General features: G+C 45.6%; 17 protein-coding genes and 1 pseudogene. 1 reads left to right on the top strand and 17 read right to left on the bottom strand.

What is annotated here, in order from left to right; genetic code table 11:
- Nucleotides 1–284: 284 nt before the first annotated feature.
- From ABLT31_RS15110 to ABLT31_RS15050, 13 genes are all read right to left on the bottom strand, one after another.
- Nucleotides 285–1,295 carry a DUF3231 family protein gene (locus tag ABLT31_RS15110; RefSeq protein ID WP_367752939.1) on the bottom strand — a complete coding sequence of 337 codons (1,011 nt, stop codon included), beginning with the start codon at nt 1,293–1,295 and terminating at the stop codon, nt 285–287.
- Nucleotides 1,296–1,688: 393 nt separating this feature from the next.
- A complete protein-coding gene (psiE, locus tag ABLT31_RS15105; RefSeq protein ID WP_367752973.1) occupies nt 1,689–2,114 on the bottom strand; it encodes a phosphate-starvation-inducible protein PsiE in 426 nt (141 codons plus the stop codon).
- A gap of 786 nt (nt 2,115–2,900) precedes the next feature.
- Entirely contained in the window at nt 2,901–5,033 is a 2,133-nt protein-coding gene (locus ABLT31_RS15100; RefSeq protein ID WP_367752937.1) for a heavy metal translocating P-type ATPase, read from the bottom strand.
- Nucleotides 5,008–5,406, bottom strand: coding sequence for an ArsR/SmtB family transcription factor (locus tag ABLT31_RS15095; protein WP_367752934.1), 399 nt, complete (start codon nt 5,404–5,406; stop codon nt 5,008–5,010). The genes ABLT31_RS15100 and ABLT31_RS15095 overlap by 26 nt, the downstream gene beginning before the upstream one ends.
- 442 nt (nt 5,407–5,848) lie before the next feature.
- Nucleotides 5,849–6,601, bottom strand: coding sequence for an urease accessory protein UreH domain-containing protein (locus ABLT31_RS15090; protein WP_367752932.1), 753 nt, complete (start codon nt 6,599–6,601; stop codon nt 5,849–5,851).
- Nucleotides 6,602–6,631: 30 nt separating this feature from the next.
- A complete protein-coding gene (locus tag ABLT31_RS15085; RefSeq protein ID WP_367752930.1) occupies nt 6,632–8,497 on the bottom strand; it encodes a copper resistance protein CopC in 1,866 nt (621 codons plus the stop codon).
- 322 nt (nt 8,498–8,819) lie between these two features.
- On the bottom strand, nt 8,820–9,788 hold the full coding sequence (locus tag ABLT31_RS15080) for a F510_1955 family glycosylhydrolase (protein WP_367752928.1): 969 nt from the start codon (nt 9,786–9,788) through the stop codon (nt 8,820–8,822).
- A gap of 34 nt (nt 9,789–9,822) precedes the next feature.
- Entirely contained in the window at nt 9,823–9,978 is a 156-nt protein-coding gene (locus ABLT31_RS15075) for an SHOCT domain-containing protein (RefSeq protein ID WP_367752926.1), read from the bottom strand.
- A gap of 409 nt (nt 9,979–10,387) precedes the next feature.
- The gene (locus ABLT31_RS15070) at nt 10,388–11,968 is read right to left on the bottom strand and encodes a SagB family peptide dehydrogenase (RefSeq protein WP_367752924.1); all 1,581 of its coding nucleotides are present in this window, start codon (nt 11,966–11,968) and stop codon (nt 10,388–10,390) included.
- A gap of 20 nt (nt 11,969–11,988) precedes the next feature.
- Nucleotides 11,989–13,932 (bottom strand): TOMM precursor leader peptide-binding protein, encoded by a 1,944-nt coding sequence (locus tag ABLT31_RS15065; RefSeq protein ID WP_367752922.1) that lies wholly within the window; start codon nt 13,930–13,932, stop codon nt 11,989–11,991.
- Nucleotides 13,929–15,890: a putative thiazole-containing bacteriocin maturation protein gene (locus ABLT31_RS15060; RefSeq protein ID WP_367752920.1), complete on the bottom strand. Its 1,962-nt coding sequence runs from the start codon at nt 15,888–15,890 to the stop codon at nt 13,929–13,931. Before ABLT31_RS15060 ends, ABLT31_RS15065 begins: the two co-directional genes overlap by 4 nt.
- Nucleotides 15,891–15,946: 56 nt before the next feature.
- A complete protein-coding gene (locus ABLT31_RS15055) occupies nt 15,947–16,231 on the bottom strand; it encodes a hypothetical protein (RefSeq protein ID WP_367752918.1) in 285 nt (94 codons plus the stop codon).
- A gap of 471 nt (nt 16,232–16,702) precedes the next feature.
- Nucleotides 16,703–17,311, bottom strand: a complete 609-nt coding sequence (locus tag ABLT31_RS15050; protein ID WP_367752971.1) for a Crp/Fnr family transcriptional regulator — start codon at nt 17,309–17,311, stop codon at nt 16,703–16,705.
- A 276-nt stretch (nt 17,312–17,587) separates the two neighbouring features.
- Between ABLT31_RS15050 and ABLT31_RS15040 the strand changes: the two genes are divergently transcribed.
- A complete protein-coding gene (locus tag ABLT31_RS15040; protein WP_367752916.1) occupies nt 17,588–17,902 on the top strand; it encodes a hypothetical protein in 315 nt (104 codons plus the stop codon).
- A gap of 382 nt (nt 17,903–18,284) precedes the next feature.
- Here ABLT31_RS15040 and ABLT31_RS15035 read toward each other — a convergent pair.
- The 4 genes and pseudogenes from ABLT31_RS15035 to ABLT31_RS15020 all read right to left on the bottom strand — a co-directional run.
- Nucleotides 18,285–18,701: pseudogene (locus ABLT31_RS15035) on the bottom strand (potassium transporter TrkG); the annotation flags it as partial.
- 102 nt (nt 18,702–18,803) lie between these two features.
- Nucleotides 18,804–21,488 (bottom strand): UxaA family hydrolase, encoded by a 2,685-nt coding sequence (locus ABLT31_RS15030; protein ID WP_367752914.1) that lies wholly within the window; start codon nt 21,486–21,488, stop codon nt 18,804–18,806.
- A 6-nt stretch (nt 21,489–21,494) separates the two neighbouring features.
- On the bottom strand, nt 21,495–22,301 hold the full coding sequence (gene larE, locus ABLT31_RS15025) for an ATP-dependent sacrificial sulfur transferase LarE (RefSeq protein WP_367752912.1): 807 nt from the start codon (nt 22,299–22,301) through the stop codon (nt 21,495–21,497).
- Nucleotides 22,298–24,313 carry a YjhG/YagF family D-xylonate dehydratase gene (locus ABLT31_RS15020; protein ID WP_367752910.1) on the bottom strand — a complete coding sequence of 672 codons (2,016 nt, stop codon included), beginning with the start codon at nt 24,311–24,313 and terminating at the stop codon, nt 22,298–22,300. Before ABLT31_RS15020 ends, larE begins: the two co-directional genes overlap by 4 nt.
- Between the last annotated feature and the right edge of the window lie 105 nt (nt 24,314–24,418).

The raw sequence follows: 24,418 nt of genomic DNA, 5'->3' as shown, positions 1-24,418 counted from the left end.
TTTCAGAAGAAGTAAGTCTAATGTTGTGTTCAGTTTTCATTCCTTGTATCCCCCTGCATTCCTTAAATCCATATTGTGTAGTGTATATTTTTTCCAAAAAATCAAGAAATATGTTTGTGGATGAATAGAAAAAGTCCAACCATAAGAAAGTTAGACTCTTTCATGAACACAATATTAGTCTTGCTTCCCTCAACTATTGATCTCCGTACTTGAAGAAAAGAACTCTATGTGAAAAGCTCTTCAGATTATAAAAGGCAAAAAATTTAACCAATATTCTCTTTGGGTTACTTTTCCATTTTCGCTAAATCCACACGGTCATCCGCTGTTGGCGGCTCCTCCATCCATCCGTTTTTTATCATGAGGACCGATCCATCTTTAGCAAAGTCCACGACCTCACCCATAAGACGCAAATAATGCATACCGAGGTCTTTTCTTGCGCATACCGATAAAGCTATCCCGTAAAATGCTATCGTTGTTATAGTAGACATCTGGATTTGGAACATGATTAATTTATCCGAAAAAGGTGAAGTCGTGGAGTTCGTGACCATTGATTCCCAAGAGATAGGGGAATTAAGATGATCCTCACTAAGCAGCGATTTGAATATCTCAAGATGCTTATTTGTTATATCTAGTCCCCTCAACAGATGCTTGCGAACTTGTTCTGAATTAGCAACTTGACTATATGCAATCTTTAACGTTCCATGCAGATTCATTTTAATCATATTAAAAGTGATGCTATTAATTTCAATAGAAGTTAGAGGCCGTCGTTTTCCGATCCAGCCTGCCAAAAAATCAGGTTGTTTAACAAAAGTTGCTAATTCCGGTGGATTGATGTATGGAGGGCGAACCATTAGACCTTTTATCAGCATAGTTTCCATAATTCGATGATAAAGAATCATACCTTCCATATTGCACTTAATAAAATACTTTCTAATGTCTGAACGTATAGAAGTTGTCACAGACGCTCCATATCCATCTATACCGTGCAATGACATAACATACAGATAATTTAAGAAAAGAGCATCGTCAAAAAGACGTGGAGCATCAGTATTCACATCCTGCTCATTAAATCCTTGAGGAAGCGGAAAATTTTCCTGTTTGAAAAACTCCTTAATCCGTTGCACATGACGTTCTGATAACTCTATTGCAAACTGAAATAGTGATCGGATATCCTCGTCTTCAATTTTCGCAAGTGCATACCTAGAGAAACAAATGGCCGCCATATCATTCATATATTGAGTCCAAAGATTAGCTATTTCCGGAGCTGTTAATCTGGTACGATGTTGTGTTTTCAAGTGTACCCCTCCAATATAAGGAACCATTTATGGAGAATGTTTGTCCGCCAATTTCCTATATTCTTGATGAATCAATTTCTAAAATTTATTTTATATATCGTCCAGTGGTGTGCTTAAATTTACCAGCCATCTTATTAATTTTCGGGTCGGCATCGATCACCATTTGGCCTGAACTTTCATTGACTTTCACTTACCATTTATTAATCGTTCAGATGATTTTACCATTCCCAATAATTACATAATTATGCAAAGCTAATAAAACGTGCTTTATTAATTGTTATTGCACCAATCCGCGCTATAGTTCAGCAACTAAAAAGAAGCAACAGAGGCCTCGTTCATATCAGCGGAACAAAAGCTGAACTGCCGGACGCAACCCGACTAAAGTGTGATTCCTTACTTGCTATAATTAAATCCTTCGGGTCTTTCCCGTGGGGTAAAATTAATAATGAAATAACCGATGATTAGCACTAGAATGACCACCGCATAAATTAACGTATCCATAGGACTATTATGATCTACAATAATCAACCTTACCATCGCGGTGATGGCAATATAAATAAAATACCGTAGAGGAAAATGGTAATTATCTTTAAAATACTTTACGATCATAGAAATGAATTCAAAATAAAGAAAAAAAACCAAAATCTCCTCAAGAAATTCATGAAACTCAATTTTCCTTTTTAAGAACAATTCCCATCCGAAATGAAACAGTTCACTTGCAAGCAAAAATGCTAATATTAGAGCGAGAAATATTAAAGACAAGTTTAACATGATCTGCAGAATCCATGAAATGGAAAATTCAAATGGAATACTTCTCATTTTAGACAACGTTTTGAGTGATCTTTGCATGATCTAACCTTCCTTTTACCCCATGTTATCGATCCGCACGTTAAAAAGTTTGTATCACACTTTAATAATTATTACATCTTCTCTCTCCTTTTCCCTCTCAATTTTCAGTATGTAATACCCTTGACGATTTAGTACAATAGCAAAAATTTCGCCTGTACTAGTCAACCCCTCTTGGCATGTGGCATGCCAGTTATGTGACAAGATGATTATATTTTATTTCGTTCTAATTTTCAATATATTAATATTAATTATATAATCCTCGATAAAACTTCTAGTGTTATCAAAAAATTGCTGAAGATCATTTATATAGAAAATGACCGTCAAATCCACTATGGTTTTTACAAGGATGCCTATCACAATCAAAACAAGGAATGACTTAATGTAAGTCCAACTGTTTAATTTGGTGATACCAAGATAAACAAAGAACGGTAAACCAATAAAAGATAAGTATACTTTTCAAATGATTGGTTTATATCATCGTTACTCAACATTTCTGCCCAATGCTTCAATAAAAAGAGGACTGCTGCAGCAGCCCTCGATGCGTAACAATCGAATTATTTATTTTATTTCAATAACAAATGCATAGTCAGCATTGTAATTGTTTAACAGGATTCTTATCCCCTAATATCCGTACAGCATAGAATGGGGACCAAATTCTATAAATGATCTTATTCCACTGAGTATTCACCCTATCAACCCTTCCTGTGAATAAGAAAGCCGATACCATCGGACTTTGATGATATCGGCGTTTGTTGTTTAATCTTTCACTCGAAGTAATCTCAATCCGTTCAATGTAACGATCAGTGTAGCTCCCATATCCGCAAATATCGCCATCCACAGAGTCAACCAACCAGGAATAATGAGTAAAAGCGCAACAACTTTGATCGCTAATGAGAAGGTAATGTTTTGTTTAATAATTTGTAGAGCTTTTCGGCTCAATCGGATCGTAAACGGAAGTTTTCTTAAATCATCTGCCATTAAAGCAATATCAGCGGTTTCCAGAGCGGTATCTGTTCCGGCTCCACCCATTGCAATGCCGACCGTCGATGCCGCTAATGCAGGAGCGTCATTCACACCGTCACCGACCATCGCAACACCGCTTCCATCACTTCTGAGCTTTTTAATAAATTCCAACTTATCTTGTGGCAAAAGCTCCGCTTGAACCTCACCAACTCCTACCTGTTGACCTATGGCTTGGGCGGTCGCTTGATTGTCCCCTGTCAACATGATGGTTTTATTAATGCCTAATTCGTGAAGTTTTTGAATCACTTCGTTACTGTTTTCACGTACCTCATCAGCTACAGCGATTAAGGAAATCACTTCTTGTTCAGTTCCTAAAACCATCACCGTTTTTCCTTGTTTCTGAAGAGTCTCGATTTGATTTCTTGTATCTTGTTCTATCCCATTAACTAAAAGTTCTTCAAACAACCCTGGGCTTCCAACATAGTAAAGAACATCATTCACTTTCGCTTTGATTCCTTTTCCGGTAATAGACGAGAATTCATCCACCTGTATCGCATTAAAATCAATACCCTGATTTTCCGCCTTGCGTAAGATGGCTGATGCTAGGGGATGCTGTGAGCCTTTTTCCAAGGCAGCAGCTATTCCTAATAAAACTTTCTCATCTTTGCCACCGACATTCACGAAGTCTGTTACTTCCGGAATTCCTCTGGTCAATGTACCCGTTTTATCGAAGGCAATGACCTTCAATGCGCCAGCTTCTTCAAGGTGAACCCCACCTTTGATGAGAACCCCATTCTTAGCTGCATTTCCGATCGCCGTGACGATCGACACAGGCGTTGAAATAACTAGGGCGCAAGGGCATCCAACCACGAGAACGGATAACCCTCTATAAATCCAATCCGTCCAATCCGCACTCATTAGGAGAGGAGGCACAACGGATATTAACAAAGCAATGAGCATGATCACTGGGGTATAATACTTAGCAAAACGGTCTACGAAAGCTTGAGATGGTGCACGCTCTGCTTGGGCTTCTTCGACCAAATGGATGATTTTGGCTATCGTTGTATCTTCCACTTGTTTGGTCACTTTAACTTCGAGCAATCCTTCTTCATTTAATGTGCCGGCAAAGACTTCATCCCCCATCCCTTTAGCAACTGGAACAGATTCACCCGTAATGGCAGCTTGGTTTAGGGTAGATGCTCCTTTTACAACTTCTCCATCCATCGCAAGTTTTTGACCCGGTTTCACAATCATGACGTCGCCAAGCTGGATTTCATCCACCGGAACTATCATTTCTTCAGTTCCACGGCGAATCAGGGCTTCTTTGGGGGCAATATCCATGAGCGAGCGAATGGATTGTCTAGCCTTATCCATGGAGTAGGTTTCCAGCGCTTCACTGATGGCGAAGAGGATTACAACCGTGGCACCCTCTCCCCATTCTCCAATGGCAGCAGCTCCTAGAATAGCTACCGTCATAAGGGTTTTCATGTCAAATTGCAATCGGAACAGGTTCACTAACCCGGTTTTAAATAGTCTGAACCCACCAATAAGGATGGATGCGACATAAAGCAAAATGGATGATAGGCTTTCTTCTCCGTAATTTTCCCCAGCCAGCCATCCAGCAAATAAAAATAAGGCTGAAATTAAAACATTTATATTCTCCTTTTGTCGCCAAAATGGAACTTGAACCTGTGGTTCTTTCGCATTTTCTGGTGTAATTTTTAAATTTTCAAAAGCCCCTGCTTTCTCTAATTCCTCTATGGTTGCCTCTCCAAAGACGGTTACTTTCGATGCACCGAAATTGACTTTAGCATCCTGTACACTTGAAATTTCTTTGATGTTCTTCTCGAACCGAGAAGCACAACCCGCTCAGGTGAATCCTTGAACACGGTAAGTCGTTTTATTTTGAGATTGTGCCTGTTCCATTGGTCGATAACACCTCCTTGTGGTGAAGAAAGGCTAATTGAATGAGTTGTTTCACATGCTCATCATCGAGAGAATAAAATACCAATTTGCCTTCTTTTCGGTATTTAGCCAATCCCATATTTCGAAGTAACCGAAGGTGATGGGATGCTGTTGCCATGGTACTTCCCACAATATTAGCTACGTCACATACACAAAGCTCATCTTCTTGAGATAACGCATAGGCTACTTTAACTCGTGTATCATCTGCTAACGCCTTAAATATTTTGGCGACGGAAAGGGTATCCTGTTGGCTTAGACCTTCCTTGAGTCGATTAACTTTATCCTCATCGTAGCAAAATATCTCGCAGCAATCTTGTTCGTTATTATTAGTCATTCAATCACCTCTCACTCAAATATCCGTTTGATTATATATTATTCCTTGTTACGAATACGGTCAAATGATTATTTGATTATTTTGCCCAATTTAACGAAATCACCATCCAAGAAGGATGGCTTTAAACAAATAGCCTTATGATGAATAATCCCAGACTAAGCCTCTCAACATTGCGCACAGGTCTGTTTACATTATGCTAGAGAATGCTTAGAATTCATCACTACTCATTAAAATAGTGCTTCAAAAAATGGAAAGGGCTTCAACCCATCCTTTACTTTGATGGCGAAGCCCTTTGCATTTGACTACTTTCTATTAAACTTTTGACCTTCCGCGGAATACGTAAAGCTTTGATCCCGATAGTTAAACCGTAATTTTGGTTACACCAAACGGTTAAAACAGCAGCACAAATTTATGAAAATACTTCACAATTCATGACGAAGTTCTATAAAGTCCAATAAAGAATAGTATCATTGATCCCAAGGAGGATGAGGAGCACCCCAGCCAGGATTTGTATCCACTTTCCAATCTTCTTCGAATTCTTTGCCAAACTTTTATCCCATCCCAATCCATAGGCAAGCCCCAAAAAGAAGAGAACCGGCATGAATGTTCCGATCGAGAATACAAAAGGTAAAGAAAATCCGTATCCTGTGGTATTTATAACTAATGGCATCAATAATCCAAAAAAGAGTAAAAACATGGTCGGACAAAAGGCTAAAGACAATAAGGAGCCTAACAAGAACCAGCGTTTATTTCCCTTCATATTTTCAATGAATCTTTCGTATTTCAAAAACCTTTCCGTGAAAATCCCTTTAAACTTGTACAATCCAACGAAATAAAGTCCGGATATTAAAAATAAGGGACCCATAATCTTTCGGGTTATCTGGAAAATGGGTATGGTCGTTTCCTCCAATTCTTTTCCAATCCAGATGACAAAGAATCCTAACAAAAAATAAACCAACGTTTTACCGAGAAAAAAGCTCATGATTTGCCCGTACCACCTCTCCCCTTTCCCCATTCGATTTAAGGTGTATGAAAGGGTCCCTAAATTGGCGGAAATTTGGCACGGGGCTAAGGCTCCAACAATCCCCAATAATAACGCACCGATCAGAGGCATTTGATTATTGGTATAATACATATTCGTGAAGGGTTGGCTTAAATAAGATAGGATTTGGCTAATTTGAAAATACCACTCCATACCTTCTCCCTCCTCTCCTTTTGATTTTCATCAATCACTCATTTCACCGGGAACTTCTAATCGGAAGGGGAATCTGACTTTTTCTCCATCTTTCTTTACAGCAATCACGTCCATAAAAATGGTTCCTGCACCATGCAATAAATTTCCCGTTAGCCTATACTGACCTTCACCGATCGAAAAGGCACGGCGTTCAATCTTCCAAATCGGCGCCATGGAAAGTTGAGTGTAGACTTCTTTCAATTCCGACTGGTTTTCAAATTGAACCAGGATGTCATTCGCGCCTATCTCAAAGGGGGTAATCTTCACATGAGCCGTGATCCCGCCACGAGTCATTTTGTTAGGATAAACACCTTGCTCCGCCGCACTAGGAGACAAATCTACCAGGATAGCGGCAGCCACTAAAATAAATGAGCCAAACAGTAATTCAATCCTGATCCTTTGGAAAAACGGATTCAACATTTCAGGCGACCATTGTTTCAAAGAATTTCGTTGAAAGTACGCCATGGCAATGATCCCGGTGAGTAATACTACCTTCATCGAAATCATTTTCCCCCATCGGCTTTCCATAAAACTTTCAAAGGAAAACGTCGGAATGTAGGTAAACATCATCCATATCCCCGTTAGAATCATTGCCAATACGCTCCCTAACGCCCATTTCGAATACACGCGTCCGGTTTCCCTCAGCCATTCCACTCGTCCTTCCTTTGGTTTCATTACCCAAAGGGCAACTAGGCCGCCCATCCAAATGGATACAGCAAACAAGTGAATCGCATCGACCGCGATCCCGCGACCCCCTCCATAAAGCGGGGATACCGAATGTCCGGATAAGGCTAACATGAACAGAGATAATCCAAAGAAAAATAACTTCCACCTGCCTTTGGCAATGGTGTAGCCGATCGTCCATAAAATGAATTGGATCAACGGAATCCAAATGCTTCGGGATGAAAGGAATTCTCTAAGCGATACCTCCGAGAGTTTCATCCATAGATTGCTGAATAGGATGAAAAATCCAGCAAGCCCCATCCCGTACAGCCACAGCGAAACTTTGCTCCATCTGAGAGAATCGCCGTTTTCTTTTGTGATGACGGATCGGAACCATTCCCCACCAAATAAAAGAAGAAGACTAATGAATAGGAGCCAGTTTGCCAATTGCCCCATCCCGATCCCTTCAAAGAAGTGTGTCGTAGACACCCCTCCTTCTGGTGCATAAGAAGTTACTTCCTCCACCGCAAAATAAAACAGACCATTTTTACTCCTGTTTCCGATCGATGCATACCAACTTGCGGTATAGGTACCTTTGGGTAAGTCGTCGTTCACGGCTACTGTATAATGTTTGGGATCTTCGGGATCCACTTTAGGATCATCTGTCAGGATGACTCCACCTTTATCGTTAAAAAGACCAAAAACCTCCAATTGAGCTGGCTGAGTAAACCATAATTCCATTTGTTTCGGACTGGTTTTGACAAGGGTTCCGTCACCTGGAATCGCTTGGTCCAGCTTCAATTGCTCAAGCCTTTCCTCTCCCGTAAGCTTAGGCTCTGCGACCTCAAACTGATAGTTCTCCCGAATGGGATGTCCGTCAATTCCTAAGACTTCGATAAGAACTTGATAGGATCCAGACGGGACATCTTCCTTCAGAAAAAGGGATACATGTCGAGGATCTTTGGGGTCAACAACTGCCTTCCCTTTTTGAACCTCCACACCCGTTTCGTGTTTGACAATGATAGATTCCTGGTAGAGTTCAACCGCATCCTTGAACCACAGCTCTATGACCGAAGGAGGCGTTTCTAATTCTTGTCCACCTTGAGGTGAAACTTTGATAAGGGGAGAATGAGCAAATACTGCAGAAAAAGGATATAGTCCGATAAGCAAAGCCATCATCAACCATAAAATCACTCTTTGTTTTACAATCATATCAACACTTCCCGAATAAATTCTGTACCATTAGCTATTCAATGGAAAAGCTACCCCCTAAAGGGAAGTAGCTTCTGCATTGATCTTTTGATTTGAATGGTCCTCTTCTTTGTAGGAATCTATAAAGTTATGGCACGCCTTGACCATCCTTGTCCTTCCGGTGGATTCATAGCATCCATCATTTTACCCATGTTTTTCGTCATCCATCATTTGCATCATATACCCATACCGCTTGCCTCGCAACCGACACCATCGTTGCAGCTAAAATGGATAAGATTAAAATTTTCTTTATTTGAGCATGACCTTAATGTTCGTGGTCATGTCCATCCCCTTCATTCGATTCCCCTTCGCCTTGATCCGCAATCTTTTCCCATGTGTTTCCCTGATCCTGGCTTAAAAATACATTTTTATTATAGGTGGCAAACACCATTTCTTTTTCATTCTTAGGGTTCTCGGCGAAATAAGCGACCGCATCCTTTTCTAAAGGTGGAATATTAAATTCTTTTATTTGGTTCAAGCTACCGTCCAACTGAAGCAAAAGCGCCTGCCCGTTATATCCGCCAACATATAAATCGCCTTTCAGGTTATATTGTAGGGCTGTTACCTGATTGGACCCTATTTTTTCAAAGTTTTGTCCATAATCTTTTGATATAAATAAACCTTTTTCAGAACCTAAAGCGACAATGGATTCTTCGGTAGGATGAACAGCGAGCACAAAGTGCTCTCCCTCCACACCATTCATGTCACTTTTGTTCCAGGTTTTGGATTCATCCTGGGTGTAATATAATCCAGGAGCCTTCATTTCGGAATTGGGTTCATGGTTCATCACATAAATTGCATGTGTCTTGTAGCCCACCGCCATCTCGTGAAAATCCACTTCTCCATGAAGGTCCAATATTTCAAGGTTTATCCCTTGATCTGAGCTTTTTACAATTCCAAACGGGTTCTTCAAATCAGATCCCGGTTCCGGATGTCCGCTGCTATAAAAGCCGTTATCTACTGAGGAAAATCCCATATAATCATGTTTGGGCCCTTCAGGAACGTGCCAATGACCATCGGAATAGATTCGGAGACCATCGTGGGCAGGAATAATGATTTGCTCTCCGTCACCTGAATAACCCAATCCATGCACATGAGTTAGTTCGACCGAATCCTGGCTGGATTCCGGTTTAGCTTCCGCATTCGGCAACCCTTCCTTTTCACTTGCTGCGCAACTCGATAATACAATACTGATCGAACCAAGGACTGATAAAATAACATTTCGTTTAAACACTTTCATTCTCCCTTCGTTAAACAAACACTAAAAGTTATCCCCTGTCTAATACTTTCCGTTTCTGTTGATACTCGTCATCGGTAATTTCACCCTTTGCGTAACGCTCCTTTAATATCATCAATGGTTGATCTTCGACCTTATTTTTTCGAATTAGCCTGCGAACAACCAAATAAACCGTAATTCCTAACAACCTGAGTCCGCTTCGATTACATCCCAACCTTGCTTCACAAGAAAAGGTTTGATTAAAGATCGCATATTGGGTTCATCATCAACAACCATGATATTGACTTTTCTTTCAGTCATTGAATTCTCCTCAGCTATCGAATTTATTCAACGTCATTATACCCATTAAATTTGATGAAAATATGAAGATATAAAAAACTTAGTCACGATATTACCAAGGCTGAGGCTCGATTAGCCTTATGAAGTCTCGATTCCCGTCCCTCGCAACTTAAATAAAAAGATGCCATTCATGGAAGAATGACATCTCCGTTTTGCTTACTGATCGATTTTTTTATCTATCCTTGGAACACATCCATGGCCGCATCCACCCAACACTCATCTGCTTTACAAATCCAGAGCTTTCACTCATAGCCTTCCTATCCATGCAAGCTTCCCTCCAACCGGGGGGGAGGATGATATGGACCGATCGCGATTTGGATCAGACTGGTTTTTCCTTGTGGAACTATTTTGTAGATCTCATCACACAACCTTACATCAAATCCAAGGAGCGGGTGCCCCCCCATCCCAAGGGAGGACGATGCCAGAAGTAGACGTTGCACAAGCATGCCCGCTTCCATCTGTTGGATACGATATCCTCTGTACCCCAGTGCCGTTTTGAGGTGATGCCGGTATCCTATCACATGCAGACAAAGAGGAATCTGGAATATATTTATATCTTGTATAGGCATTCCCTGCTGCAGCCAGAGCCGATAATCTCCGAGACGCCTCTCCCGCAAGGCATGAGCAGTACTGTCATAGTGGTAAGCACCATCCGGAACCCCTTCCACACCATACAAGCAGCCATAAAGCGAGACGCGTGGCTCGGGATTTTTTTGGGCTCCATCCAAATCATTTCGATACGAGAAGGAAGCCATCGCCCCTTGCAACAAGGTAGAGAGTTGCCGTTGACTTATCTTGCCCAAAATGAAGTCCATCCCCGGCGAATACCGCTTTCTGCAGACCGACACCAGTTCATACGATATTCGGTTCACGTGGGGCAGAGTCACCGTCTGTCCCTCACAGTTAACGATCTTTTCCCCCTCAAGCCGTCGAAACGATCTCGTTGATTCCAGCAGGGACGCCTCATTCATCTTGATCAGCATCGGATACTCCAAGACTCTCTGCGACCGGACATAGTGATGATGCTGAACCGCTGTCAACTTCCTGCTCAATTCGGTGGCAGAGACAGTCTCGTCTCTGGCATTCCCGGTAGCAAACCAAGTGACCTCAGGCTCCATCGATAATGGAATAACTGCATACACGCTTTCCTCCTGTTCGGACAGCCCGAGCAGATGGTTAACGGCCCGATCAAGAAATTGGAAGTACACCCCCGTTGCGAAGCCAAACCGTTTGGCTACTTCCAGTAACTGCCCGATCAGCACGCCAGCATCCAGCCCCTGCAAACGGTAGGCAAAGTTATTGTATTTAAAGAAGTTCTTCCAAAACATGGTCGACACAAAAACAGTACCAAAACAAGCTGACACCTCACAGCGATGCCCGAGAGCCTGAGTTAGATAGGAATCGAAATTGCCTTCACGTATCAATACCATTCGGTGATGTGCCACATCATAATGGTATACCCCGGTAGGCAACTCCACTATTTTTAGATACACGTATAATTCGTTTGGATACAACGCCCCACCGGAGGGTACAAACCGCCGGGATAACTGCATCAGGCCCACCTTTTCTTCTGTGGAATCCATGGAATAGGCGGACTGGCAGAATTGAGTGAGCCCAAATACGAACCAAAGAAAATGACCAATTTCACGAAGGTCTGGCTTCACGGGCGCTTCTCGTTCTTCGATCGTCAGCGGCGGTTCTGGAGAGAGCGGAAACACAGGCAAGCCGCGGTAAAGCTTATACGCAAGTGGAGCGTCATCCCAATCCACCTCCCAGTCCAGCGGTCTGATCTTGTCAATATCAAAATGCAGATTGTGGATAAATGTCTCCAGATTCATCCTTCTCCCTCCTTGGACGGTTATGGAAACGGATGTGGATGTGGATTGAGCTGTTCAAGCGTCAGTGGCTGTTTCACATACCCGAGTTCCATGGGTATCCTCAAGACCCTCTCCAGTCCTGTCAGGCGAGTAAAGTGATGTCCGAACGTCATCGGCAACATCCCAGGAATCAGCACTTTCACGCAATGCAGTCCATTTCGACTGATTTCCGGTCTCGTCTGGTTCACCACAATTACATCGAGGTTCAATCGGCGAAACACCTGGAGAATATCCTTCAGATCATCGGTCAGATCCGCATGCCTTGCCTTCCGCTTGAACTCCTCGTCAAAGGTCCGCAATGGACGATTTTCATCCAGCATAAATTGCATGCGCTCCTGCGCTTGCGGCAAACTATACAGCATGGAATGATCCTCCATCTGATGCACTAGGAACGGATCGTGCAGCATTCGCTCAACTTTCCCTCGGTTTGCCTCAAATTTTTTATCAAGCATCAGCATCGTGCCGGCCAACTCATGAATCGCGCTTTTCACCGCCCGTATGGGATCCAGATGAGATCCGGCCGCACAGATGAGATTCACTCCCTTTTGTTTCTTGTTTTTCGCTACCACCCAAACGCTTGGAATCCCATTCTCCATCGTAGTGTTAAACAAATACAGATCATATCCCGCTACCGACTGCAAACGATGAACCATCAACCGCAATTCCGGGTCGTTAGCGGAATAGAGGTCAACTCGCGGGACAGGTAATTGCGCATACCAAGTCATCAGAAATGAATCACGTTCTACTACTTCTAAAATGCCATAAAAAATAGCCTCCTCCAAACTTCCCCCTAATGCGCATCCGTTGGAAGTTTCAAAGACAAAGCCATCCCCGCAACCCGAATTGTAATAGGCAAGCCACTGCGGTATTAAAATGGGTCGCTCTTGCAAAAATGAATAACCCCATACCCAATTCATGGAACAGTCAGGCTCAAACGGTTTAAACGGAAAACCAGGCTGAGCATACTGTTCCCTCGCGTGCAATCCTACCTTGACTGGATGGAGAGCTTGATCTGACAGATTGCGAAAACTGTCGTGGATCACCTCCTGATTGCTACGGGGTGCAAGACCGCAGTAACGCTCCAAGCCCTCCAAAATAGCCGCTAACTCACTTTCTGCATAGGAATGAGTCCGACCACCTGTTCCTACATTTTCTGTGAATAACGGCAGATTCACACTCGCATCGGCAAACGGAGATAAGAGATCAAGCCTTTTCCCATTTAAAAGGCCAGTCCGATAGTCCAGATAATCTCTGACTAGAACTTCCTTCAGCTCATCGATCGAACAGCAGCGGAAACTGTCGGCGTTGATCTTCGGACTTGGTTGAAGCGAAATTCGGGCCTCAATAAGAGAATCATCAGGCCATTGACCACAAACGGAACACAGTGGGTCGGGCAGAAAGAAGTGATGTGAGCTCTTCAGCGTTTTCAGGTTAATCAAAAATATCCGTCCTTCCAAGTGGGCCGGTCTGCGTTGCAACACCCTCCGTGTCTCCGCCACAATCAGATGAGCCATCTGCAAAAGGCCAGTGCGCGATGCCCAGGCGTCACGCGTGATTCCTCCGTTAGTCGCCAGCCCCTGTTGAAGTTCCCGCATCTCCGTGCGGTCCGGTCCCGCCATGAGGTGTCGCAAGTCCGCACACTGGGAGCATCCCGGCGTTCCCTGGCGGACCAGTGGCCCGATCACGCCTGCGCCAAACGAAACGAAGCCGCGAAGCCAAGGGATGCCAGTTGATTGCATCACCTCTTCCGCCTCGTGATGAACGGAGGGATGCCATGCATCGTGTAACACCAGAGCTAAATCCGTTGTTTCCGGTACTCCTCCCCTTAAATCGGGATGACAAATGACCTGGTACTGGGCGGAAAGTTCCCCGTGCACAAAGTCCGCCAACAATCCCTCTCCGATGACCACCACGATAGCGCTCACTGGGATTCCTCCTCTCGCGACAACACGCCAAACACTCTTGCCAGTTCCTCTTTCCCAAACAGTTCCAGCGCCAGTTCGCAGACCAACAGCCGCATGTGGTTTCGTTTTAAGACCTGCAAGGCGGATTGCAAGATCTCCGATTGTGTCGTCTCTTCACTCGCTGGAATGACAAGACTTTGCGGCCTCTTTTCTTCCAGAAGAACAGACGAAGCCTCCAACGATTGTGTCGTGAGGCACGCCGCTTTGTTTTGTGCCATTGAGAGTGCATGTTGCAACGCCCTTCGTACCGCCATTGTCACATTGAATCCTACACTGCCATACCAGCGGTCGCCCGTACCGACCCACACCACAGGGAGTCCGCACACTTCCTCACCCAAGCCGAGCTTCGGAACTCCTTGCATCGTGGTTAATGCCTTCAAATAAAACAGACAGCGTTCGTCTTCTACCTCACTCAACTGCACCCGAAAAACAGAAGGCTTTTGCTTCACCTGCATCCTGCGCAGCTTCTCGGTCAAACACTTTTGTAGACTACGGGATATCCCTTCAACAACCGTTTCTCCCACTCCGACGCAGATAAATTCCTGCGGGTCCACCATCCTCATCCATGCTTTTGGATAGGTGGGAAGGTTAGCAACGAGCAGACTAACCATTCGTGACACATAAGCTTCCATTCCGGTCAGCCCGGCTTCTCGTCGCGCTTCCTCATGCGTCAGACCTGTGCAGATCATATCCGGCAAAAGCTCTGCCGGTCCTTCCGACAGCGGGTCGGCTACCTGAATACGGCATTGAGCCAAAGGAAGCTGTTTCAAATCGCCCTCCTCCCAAGTATGGAAAATCCCTGATTCCGCCGATGTCAATAAGCTGAAGAAAGGAAGCAATCCGATCGGCTCCCTTCTGCCCGAACCTTGTTCGATCAACAGATCGAGATCTTGAACCCATTCTGCTTTCGCACGTCGGGTCACGAGAGGATGAGGTAGAAACGAGTGCCAGTTCCCTTCTAGCGTTTCAAGATCCAGCAGGAAAAATTGATGATTCGGTTCCGATTTTGTCACACCAGTAACCGTTTTTAGCAATTCAAACACGATTACATTCGCCAATATCGCTCCAGCTGTGGGAGAAAAGATGTGCAACTTCGGATCCTTGCAAATGGCGGATCGGTGTATACGGCGCCACGCCGACTCCCAGCATCCTTCAGCATCCGGGTGCACCAACGGACCCGCTAGACCCGCCTGCTGCAAAACAATGGCTGGGAGTAACTCCTTCTTCACCTCCCTGCAAACCGCGTGAAGAGTCCGCCACTCCATGAAATCAACCTCTTGTGACACATACATAATCCAGTCAAATGGTTGAATAACCTCCCGCCAAGGACGGATGCCCTCCTTCTGCCAGGTGACCTCCTCCAGCGCCACCTCGGCATCCGCTTTACGAGCATGCGCCTCTATTTCCTCTATACGCTGCCGATTCGTTGGTACTGAGTCCGTAATCAACATATGAAACTTGGGCAATCCTGATTCTAGCAATGCCGAAACCAGCGAAACAAAAAATGGGCCAGATCCGACAGCTAAAACTTTGGCCTGGCGATAGGACTGAAAACGGTACCCTCCATCACCGATTAAATTTTCCAATAATTGAATCTGAGAAGCGTACTTTTGGAGTACCTCATCTGGCATTTGATGCGGACGGTCTTGGCTTACATCACGAACGAAGCCGTTTTTGTACAACATTTCTGCGATTTTATACACCTGGTCCCGGTGTCGATCCGGCAATCGGTCTGTTAAGTCCCCCAACGTGCGCTCCCCATTGAACAGCGGTAACAGTTTTTCAATCCACTGATCGATCGCCCTGCCTTCTATACGGAACGAACATAAGTTGTTTCGCAAGTACACACCGCCGTTTGGATCAGGGATAAAAAAAGTGTCCCTTTTCACTTTTAGACGCATTGAAGGGTTCAAATTCATGCCGTTCCTCCTCGTATGGGCAATTCTCAAATCTGCGCCATATATTTACCATTATCCTATGTACTTCCTATTTGTCCTATTTCATCATGGTGTAAAGAAGAACCCCTGCAAAGCAAATACTTGTTTATGCAGGGGCCGCTGCTCCTCCTAAGTAAACCACAGTTTCTGTTACAGCTATTTATTATTACCTGAACTCTTATGGCAATGATGGCAATGATGACAATGGGCATGACAATGATGACAATGGGCATGGCAATGATACTGGGCATGGCAATGATGACAATGGGCATGGCAATGATACTGAGCATGACAGTGATGGCAATGATGACAATGCCAACCACTATAAACGGACTGGCGACCTTGATTTTCCCAAGTCGTTAAATTACTTTCCCTAAACTCGTCAACGCTTAACTGTTCGAGTTCTTTTTTAAACTTATCCATAGATTTACATTCCCCCTTTAGGTCTTGTCGTTTTAACCTATGCAAAAAGGAGTAAACGGGGGCTTTTACCACGAAATATAGGCTTTTACCTTTTAACTATCTTTAAATCGTTTGCCAAGTACAGTGAAAAAGTTGCCACCCTCAATCTCGCTTCATGGCTTGAAATTACTTTTGTACTAATGCATTAGAGAAAGGACATAATGTTCATGAAATCGCTGTGATTGCAGGACACAGCAACCTTCACACCACGTTTCTTTTTCTCATTTAAGGCATGATTTTCCCATCGTTTTTGGGTCTGTTCTTCGGTGAGCCGATAGATAATAGCTCGAGTAGCTAGCTTTTAATATATCCTATTGTAACGGCAAGTTTTTTCAGCCGCAGTCTTCTAACGCTTTCAAAACCCGATCTGGACGAACGGATAATGGGTTTCGCATACTTGCCTTGCTGATCATCCCTTCGGAAACAAAATCTTTTAAATGATCGGATACGGTTTCACGAATGGTGCCGGCCATGCTGGCTAATTCCTGATGGGTGAGTTTGATCTCTAACTGAACCCAGCTTTGGCCTGATTCCTGTTTAGCATGAATCGACTGTTGCTTCCCAAACTTCTGACAAACATTATAAAGTAAATAAAGGAGTCTTTTTCTTACGCTTCCATATGCCATCAGTTCAAGCATTTCCTCGACTTCTTTTAAACGCAAGGCAACAAGCTCAATAAATTTCAGTCCTAGTTCCGGATGTGCGGTAATGATTGATTCAAATTGGAATTTGTTTATCGTACAAATGTACGAGTCCTCTAGCGTTTCCGCAAACATATTTACTGAACCTGTTGTAAAGGATCCTATTTCACCGAAAATGTGTCCCTCCCCTAATATGTCAACCGTTAACTCTTTCCCTCCTTTAGATATCCTGAATAAACGAACCATTCCCGACTTCACAAGAAACAAGCACTTCTGAGGCGTATGCGGCGATGAAACTATAGTTTTCCTTTTGATGATGTTAACCGGGGGGCCTGCTTGTCCTTCTTATGCTTGGCGCGATCCACGCACACCTTTTCAGAGCGAAACATAAACCGTTTATGGCGATCAATGCAATAGTGATGTTAGTATTGTCAGCTTTTCTCGTTGTTGTACATCTTTAAACTTGAACTGAATATCCCAAAGGATACACGAGCAATCTAATAAGATGATAACTCTTCATAAGGAATGTACAGATAGGAGATTTTGCAACCATCATACCGAAAACTGGAGGATTTCATGATGAATCCCATTGAAAACGTAAAAAGTCGTATAGAACAATTTTCACAACAACACCAATCAGACAATATAGAAGAGCTTTCGGATCTACTTGGTCATTTAAAAGTGGACGAGGGAAATGAGGAACAGGTGAAAAAACGAATTGCCGATGCGGAATCTCTGATTCAGGAAGCCATCTTGAATTTCTCATCTATTCAAGGTCACGTAGAGACGATTCGTTTCCTTGAAGAGTTAGAAATGGAACTAATGGAGCTAAGCCAAAACTTGCAAGGGAGGCGCAGTGAAGATTATCCCTCATTTGGGATGTTGGAATAGCTGCACTTCTTCTAAAGTGAACCTTGCTCCAAGGCATCCTCGGTTTTTTCATTTCATTTTCGTTGTATACTGGTCATTAAAAAATCGGCTCCCCGAGAGGAAGCCGATTTTTTCATTGCTTTACACTAAAAATACATCGATAAACTCCGTTTTCGCCAAATTTCTGATCATTTTAACGATTTTCATCACCCCGATTAAATCAATGCGATTCAACTTCGTAGCACAGTAAAATACCTAAGATAATTAACGGCGGTAAAATGAAAGTAAAGGGATGAAGAAACTTCATCGTAGGATAGGTAACAGAAATAACGGCTAGAACTAATGAAATACTGGCGGCTCCAAATAAAACTATTCTTGATTTCATGTGTTTAGCTCGCATTGGCTAGCCAATAATGATTCTTTCTTTTGGATAGTGGTATTCTGCTTTTCTTTCTTCTTTCTTGAGTAAGAACAAAAAGCTGATAATCCCGATTCTCCCCACGAGCATTTAAAAAATAATGATTAGCTTTCCTGCAGTGCTTAATTCAGGCGTAATTCCCATGGATAACCCAGTAGTGCCGAAAGCGGAGCAAACCTCGAAAACGACTTCTATTAATGAAAAGGATTCAATAACCATAAGTAAAATAATAGCTATAATAACTAAGGCAATGGCGACAAAAAAAACAACAAAAGACTTGATGATATCTTCCGGATGCAGTTCCCGCTTAAATACCTTTACCTCATTCCGACCTCTCATAAAGGCTAGAATAGAAAGGGTAATGACAATGAACGTTGTGGTTCGAATTCCCCCTCCAACACTGCAGAAATCGGTCTTGTATGTAATCATAAAAAAAGAGTATAAGTCCAAGACCAAGACTCATACTCTTTTTTTGTTATACATTCAGCTCCTAGACCTAATCTTTTACAACGAAACGCCCAGGAAACCGCGTGTGAATTGAAAATCGACGTTACCCTGTTGATACAGCCGCGGAGTATAGCTATGCTCCATGGTTTGCTTGCAGCGCTCCAGAATCTGCTCTGTCCAGGCGGTGGGGTCGCCGGTGAGTAATAGGTCCAAATCGTTCCGATAGGTTTCTTGCATAGCCGGCTCTGAAGCCACTTGCAGCATAGGCACGAATGGATGCGTCTGCATCGGCTGACGATTCACCAGCGCGATGATTAGCTCTACGCCCGTGGCTGCTAAGCCCGTGACGGTCTCCACCCAATGCTCCGTTTGGGTTTCCATGATGTGGAAACCCGTTTGGCGGGCATGCTCGCCATAAGCCAAAGACGGAGGGACATTCGTAGAGGTCAATACCTTTTCCCTGTAAGAAGGCATTGAAAGCAGCCCGCTGTTCTCAGGGACAACCACCATGCCGCCTGCGCCGACAATCATTTTTGTCAGCATGGCCAACTGTTCCCCAGCCGGGTCCGGAACGGAACCATCGCTTAAGATCCCAATGCGCAATCCTTCTAGCCCGACCGTTTCCTTCGCAGTGGGTTGAGTGGCTGCCAATTGATCAGCAAACCACGCTTCCACCTTCTGCGTCACCTTCTCAATTCCGCCGTCAAGCTGAATACTGGCAAAGCCAAGTCGGCTCGGGTCTACACCCATCTCCTCCATCTGGTGACGCATAAAGTCATTATGGGTTTTCTCACAGCCGTGTTCCAGCAATAGGCAATGCTTGACCAACGGATGGGTGATATAGCCCACCATGGTGCGAGCATACAACTGTTCGGATGGACCGGCCGAATTCCCGCATCCTTCCGTGTGAGCCAAGGCTACAAACTGGGAAAGATGCTCGGGTTGTCCAATCCCCTGCTTATTCAGCCGCTGCGCTATCTTATTCGCCACCTGCCCGGAACAAAGACTGGTGGGCAGGATTAAGCCGATGGAATCACTGGCTCGGGTGATGCGGATAGGGTTGCTTAGCGCGACTCCATCCGTTCGAACCGCGATCGGTTCCCCCGTTGGCTTGGCTGCCTGGAGCAATGTTTCCAGCCGGCTCGCATCGGTTTGCCGCCAGTTGCGCCAGATCTGCACCTGGGCATGGCCCGCCTTCTCCCCCACACTGCGCTGACCGGAGGCAATTTGCAATGTCAGTTCAAAAGTTTGCTTACCCAATTCATCCATGGACAGGCCATCTTGATACTGACCGGCGTTGATATCCATATCATTGGCTAGCAGCTCGAAGCGGCGCGTCGTGGTCACGACCTTCAGAGTCGGCACAAAAGGAAAGTTGGTGATCGAGCCGTTGCCTGTCGTGAAGAAAATCAGGTTACAGCCTGAAGCCACCTGCCCAGCCACGCTCTCGAGGTCATTACCGGGGCTATCCATAAAATAGAATCCGGATTCTTTCATAGGCGCACCATAGTCAATGGCGTAGTCCAGGCGAGTATCCGGGTCTTTCTTGCGGGCAGCGCCAATGGACTTGAGGTAAATGTTATATAGGCCGCGATATTTATTTCCGCCGGATGGGTTTCCTTCCGCGTTAGCCCCATGCCAAGCCGTGCGCTCCTTGAATTGCTCTACGAGATTTAAGAATTTGCGGGCGGTTTCAACGTCGCGCACCTTCTGCAAGACATAAGGCTCGGCGCCAATCAATTCATCGGTTTCAGCCAGATTGGCAGCGCCGCCGTAACGGATCATTTCCTTCGCCATCCAGCCCAGCAGCGGATTGGCAGAAATGCCGGAAAAGGCGTCGGAGCCGCCGCATTGCAACCCAATCTTGAGATGGCTAATGGATTCAGGGGTCCGTTCCATGGCATTGACCGTTGGCAGCCAATCTCTTACAATCGCTTCCCCTTTGGCTAGATTATCCTCAAACCCGCCTTGGATGGATAGGAACTGGTGGAACACGTCATCTAATGGATAGTTATGTTCGCGCAAGTACGCTTCTACCATTTGGTTAGTCACGGGTTCCGTCCCATAGTCTGCGATTAATACGGCACCCACGTTGGGATTCACGATAAATCCGGCCAACGTGCGCAGCAATAGGGCGAGGTTATTCGGTTGTTCAGCTCCCCCCTCGGTATGGGCCACAGGAACAATCCCGTCCACTTGGGGATAGTGCTTCAGCTCGCCCTGGAGACGAGCGGCAAGCTGCTTGACATAGCTCCCCGTGCGGGAGGAGGTGCCCAGCAAGACAATAGAGTTGCGGGTACCAACGCCGCGTGCTTCGCTGCGCCGAAAACCGAGGAAGGTGCGTGTATCCGGGTAAGCGGGCAAGGCTGGAGCCGGCTGGAAATTTTCCTCGTCAAGAACATAAGGTGGAATCTGATCCGTAAAATTGGGCGCCGACGGCAGCGCAAATTCCAGCGAACGCACACGCAGCGCTTCCAACACCCCGTTATTGATCACATAATGGCCTGGCTCAATCGGTTGCAGAGCCACACCAAAGGGTAATTCCCAAGAGAGCAGCGGTTCACCTGGAGAAATCGCCTTCACGGCAAAGCGATGGCCTTCCATGACGGTGTAATCCAAGCTCAGGTCTTGGCCCTGATAGTGAATGATCGTCCCGGCATCCAGTTGGCGCGTGGCAACGGCGACATTATCTCCGGGTAAGGGAAGTCTAGCAACTTCGTCAAAGTGGTAAGATGTGGTCATAGATTTCTAACTCCTTATTAAAGATTTATTCATGCTTCCGCTTTGATACCCCGCTAGATCCAGCGTGACATAAGTATAGCCATAGGCTTGAATCTGTGAGCTGATTTCTCCATGCCGTTCCATAAAAATCTGAATCTCTTTCGGGTTCACTTCAATTCTAGCGATTTCCCCATGCGTCCGAACACGGACCTGGCGGATTCCAAGACCTCTAAGATATTGCTCCGCTTTCTCGATCTTCGATAGTTTTTCAAGGGTGATCTTTTCGCCATAAGCAATCCGGGAAGATAAGCAGGCGAAGGACGGCTTATTCCACGTGACCAGATTCAATTCTTTGGAAAGCTCTCGGATCTCGTCCTTGTAAAGCCCCACTTCTTGCAATGGCCCTCGGATCCCCAATTCCTTGGCCGCTTTTGTCCCTGGCCTGTACTCACTGGCATCATCGGCAATAAGTCCGTAAACGATACTGTTAAACCCCTTATTTTCCAGGATGGGCAAGAGCTCTTCGAATAAATTTCTCTTGCAGAAATAACAGCGATTCTTATCATTTTCGGTGTATCCGGGAATGTTTAATTCGGATGTTTCGAGCACCTCATGAACGGCACCGAGTTCTTGGGCGATTTTCTTGGCCTCCGCTAATTCGGACGATGGATAAGTTTCAGAGTCCGCCGTAACGGCCAGGACGTTTTCTTTCCCCAGCGTGTCGATGGCCGCTTTCAATAGAAACGTGCTGTCCACCCCGCCGGAAAAGGCTACGACCACGCTTCCCATATCGGATAAAACTTCTTTTAGTTTTTCATATTTTTCGGTAATCAATGGTCAACACCTCGCTTAAGACCTCTGGCCGATACCGCTGGGTTCTCCAGCGCCTTCTTCCCCGCTTCGATGACTTCAATAATGCGGTCTACGTCGTAGATGCTCCCCTTCCAAGTGCCTCCGCTTACGGCTTGCAAGGCTGCCCACAGTCTCGTATCATCAGGCAGATCCGGGTCTGGCCTTAAGTCCGGATGGGGCTCACGGGCGGCCAGGACTTTCTCTCCCACTTCCGGTCCAAAGGTTTCATGATCGTGGCCAACAAAATTCAGGCTGGCGGTCAATTCATTGCGGTCGACGATAATCTCTACGATGTCACCCGTACGAAGCTTGCCAATCGGGCCTCCGGCAAGCGCTTCAGGTCCGATATGCCCAATGCAGGCCCCCGTGGAAACCCCGGAAAAGCGCGCATCCGTAATAAGCGAGACGTATTTTCCATACGATAAATGCTTTAATGCTGAAGTTAGCTGGTACGTTTCCTCCATCCCCGTACCTGATGGTCCGCGGCCAATGACAGCCATAATATCGCCTTTTTCGATCTCGCCTTGTTTTATCGCGCGGATCGCATCCTTCTCGGCGGTAAATACCTTCACTTTGCCTGTATTGCGGTAGACCCCGTCCTCATCCACCACGGACGGATCAATCGCGGTGGATTTGATCACCGATCCTTCGGGGGCAATATTTCCTGTAGGGAAGGACACGGTCGATGTCAAGCCTCGGCTTTTGGCTTTCTCTGGACTCATAATGACGTCTTCCGGATTCACGCCATCAGCTTCTAGCAAGTGCTTTTTGACTTCTGCTCGGCGCTCCGATGACTCCCACCAATCCAGCACCGTCCCCAGCTTCTCCCCCGTGACAGTCAAGACATTTTCTCTCAAGACGCCAAGCTTGCGAAGCTGCAGCATGACTTCCGGTACACCGCCTGCCAGAAAAGCACGAACGGTCGGGTGATGAGTAGGACCGTTGGGCAACACGCTGACGATTCTTGGAACCTCGCGATTCACTCGGCACCAGTCTTCTACCGTAGGAATTGTGCACTTTGCAGCATGGGCAATCGCCGGAATGTGAAGCAAAAGATTGGTAGAGCCTCCGAAAGCCGCGTGGAGCACCATGGCATTGTGGATCGCATCATCCGTTAAGATATCTCTTGTCTTGATCCCCGCTTCTTCCAGTTTAATCGCTGCACGAGCAGATTGGCGTGCCATTTCTATCCAGATGGGCTGTCCTGATGGAGCCAAGGCCGAATGGGGCAGGGAAAGGCCAAGCGCCTCCGCTACCACCTGGGCAGTTGCCGCAGTGCCAAGAAACTGACAGCCGCCGCCCGGCGTACCGCAAGCTCGGCAGCCCAGATCCGCGGCATCTTGCAGGGAAAGCTCCCCATTCGCATAGCGTGCGCCAATGGTCTGAACTTTTCCTGCATCTTCGCCGTTTGTCGGAGGCAGCGTCACGCCCCCGGGAACAATAATCGCAGGCAGATCATGCATGGCGGATAAGGCAAGCAGGGTGGCCGGCAGCCCTTTGTCACACGTCGCCACTCCGATCACGGCCTTTCGTGTCGGAAGCGAGCGAATCAGGCGGCGATAAACGATGGCTGCATCATTGCGATAAGGCAAGGAATCAAACATTCCTGTCGTCCCTTGGGATCGGCCATCGCACGGATCACTGACAAAGCCGGCAAACGGCACGCCTCCCTTTTCTTTTATTTCTTCTGCAGCCGCTCTCATCAGAAGTCCCACTTCCCAATGACCCGTATGATAGCCTAAGGCGATGGGGGTTCCGTCCTCGCCGCGGATGCCGCCCTGCGTACTTAAAATTAAAAACTGTTTCCCGTTCAATTCCGTTGGCTTCCATCCCATGCCCACATTTTGCGTCATGCCGAAGAGATCGCCGCTAGGTGAGTTCAATAACATGTCAGGTGTTAAGGGGAGGGAACCCGCAGGACCGGATGCATGGGTTTTGATTTGATATAAATCATCCTGTACCTCTCCCATAATATAGTGGAGGTTGTTTCTCATCTTATCGACTCCCTTGCCAGGTATGTATGTAGCGGATTTTTAGGCTGTATTTGCAGATAGTTTAAGATAACAGGAGAAAGTCCGATTTTTTTTTGGAATAGGGTC

This window comes from Ammoniphilus soli (assembly GCF_040813775.1).
This window is presented reverse-complemented; position numbering and strand designations above follow the sequence as displayed.

Coding starts and splice junctions, on each gene's coding strand:
- ABLT31_RS15060 (WP_367752920.1), bottom strand. CDS start 15,890: ATGAATTTGAACCCTTCAATGCGTCTAAAAGTGAAAAGGGACACTTTT.
- ABLT31_RS15095 (WP_367752934.1), bottom strand. CDS start 5,406: ATGACTAATAATAACGAACAAGATTGCTGCGAGATATTTTGCTACGAT.
- ABLT31_RS15040 (WP_367752916.1), top strand. CDS start 17,588: ATGATGAATCCCATTGAAAACGTAAAAAGTCGTATAGAACAATTTTCA.
- ABLT31_RS15030 (WP_367752914.1), bottom strand. CDS start 21,488: ATGACCACATCTTACCACTTTGACGAAGTTGCTAGACTTCCCTTACCC.
- ABLT31_RS15090 (WP_367752932.1), bottom strand. CDS start 6,601: ATGGAGTGGTATTTTCAAATTAGCCAAATCCTATCTTATTTAAGCCAA.
- ABLT31_RS15020 (WP_367752910.1), bottom strand. CDS start 24,313: ATGAGAAACAACCTCCACTATATTATGGGAGAGGTACAGGATGATTTA.
- ABLT31_RS15070 (WP_367752924.1), bottom strand. CDS start 11,968: ATGAATCTGGAGACATTTATCCACAATCTGCATTTTGATATTGACAAG.
- psiE (WP_367752973.1), bottom strand. CDS start 2,114: ATGAGAAGTATTCCATTTGAATTTTCCATTTCATGGATTCTGCAGATC.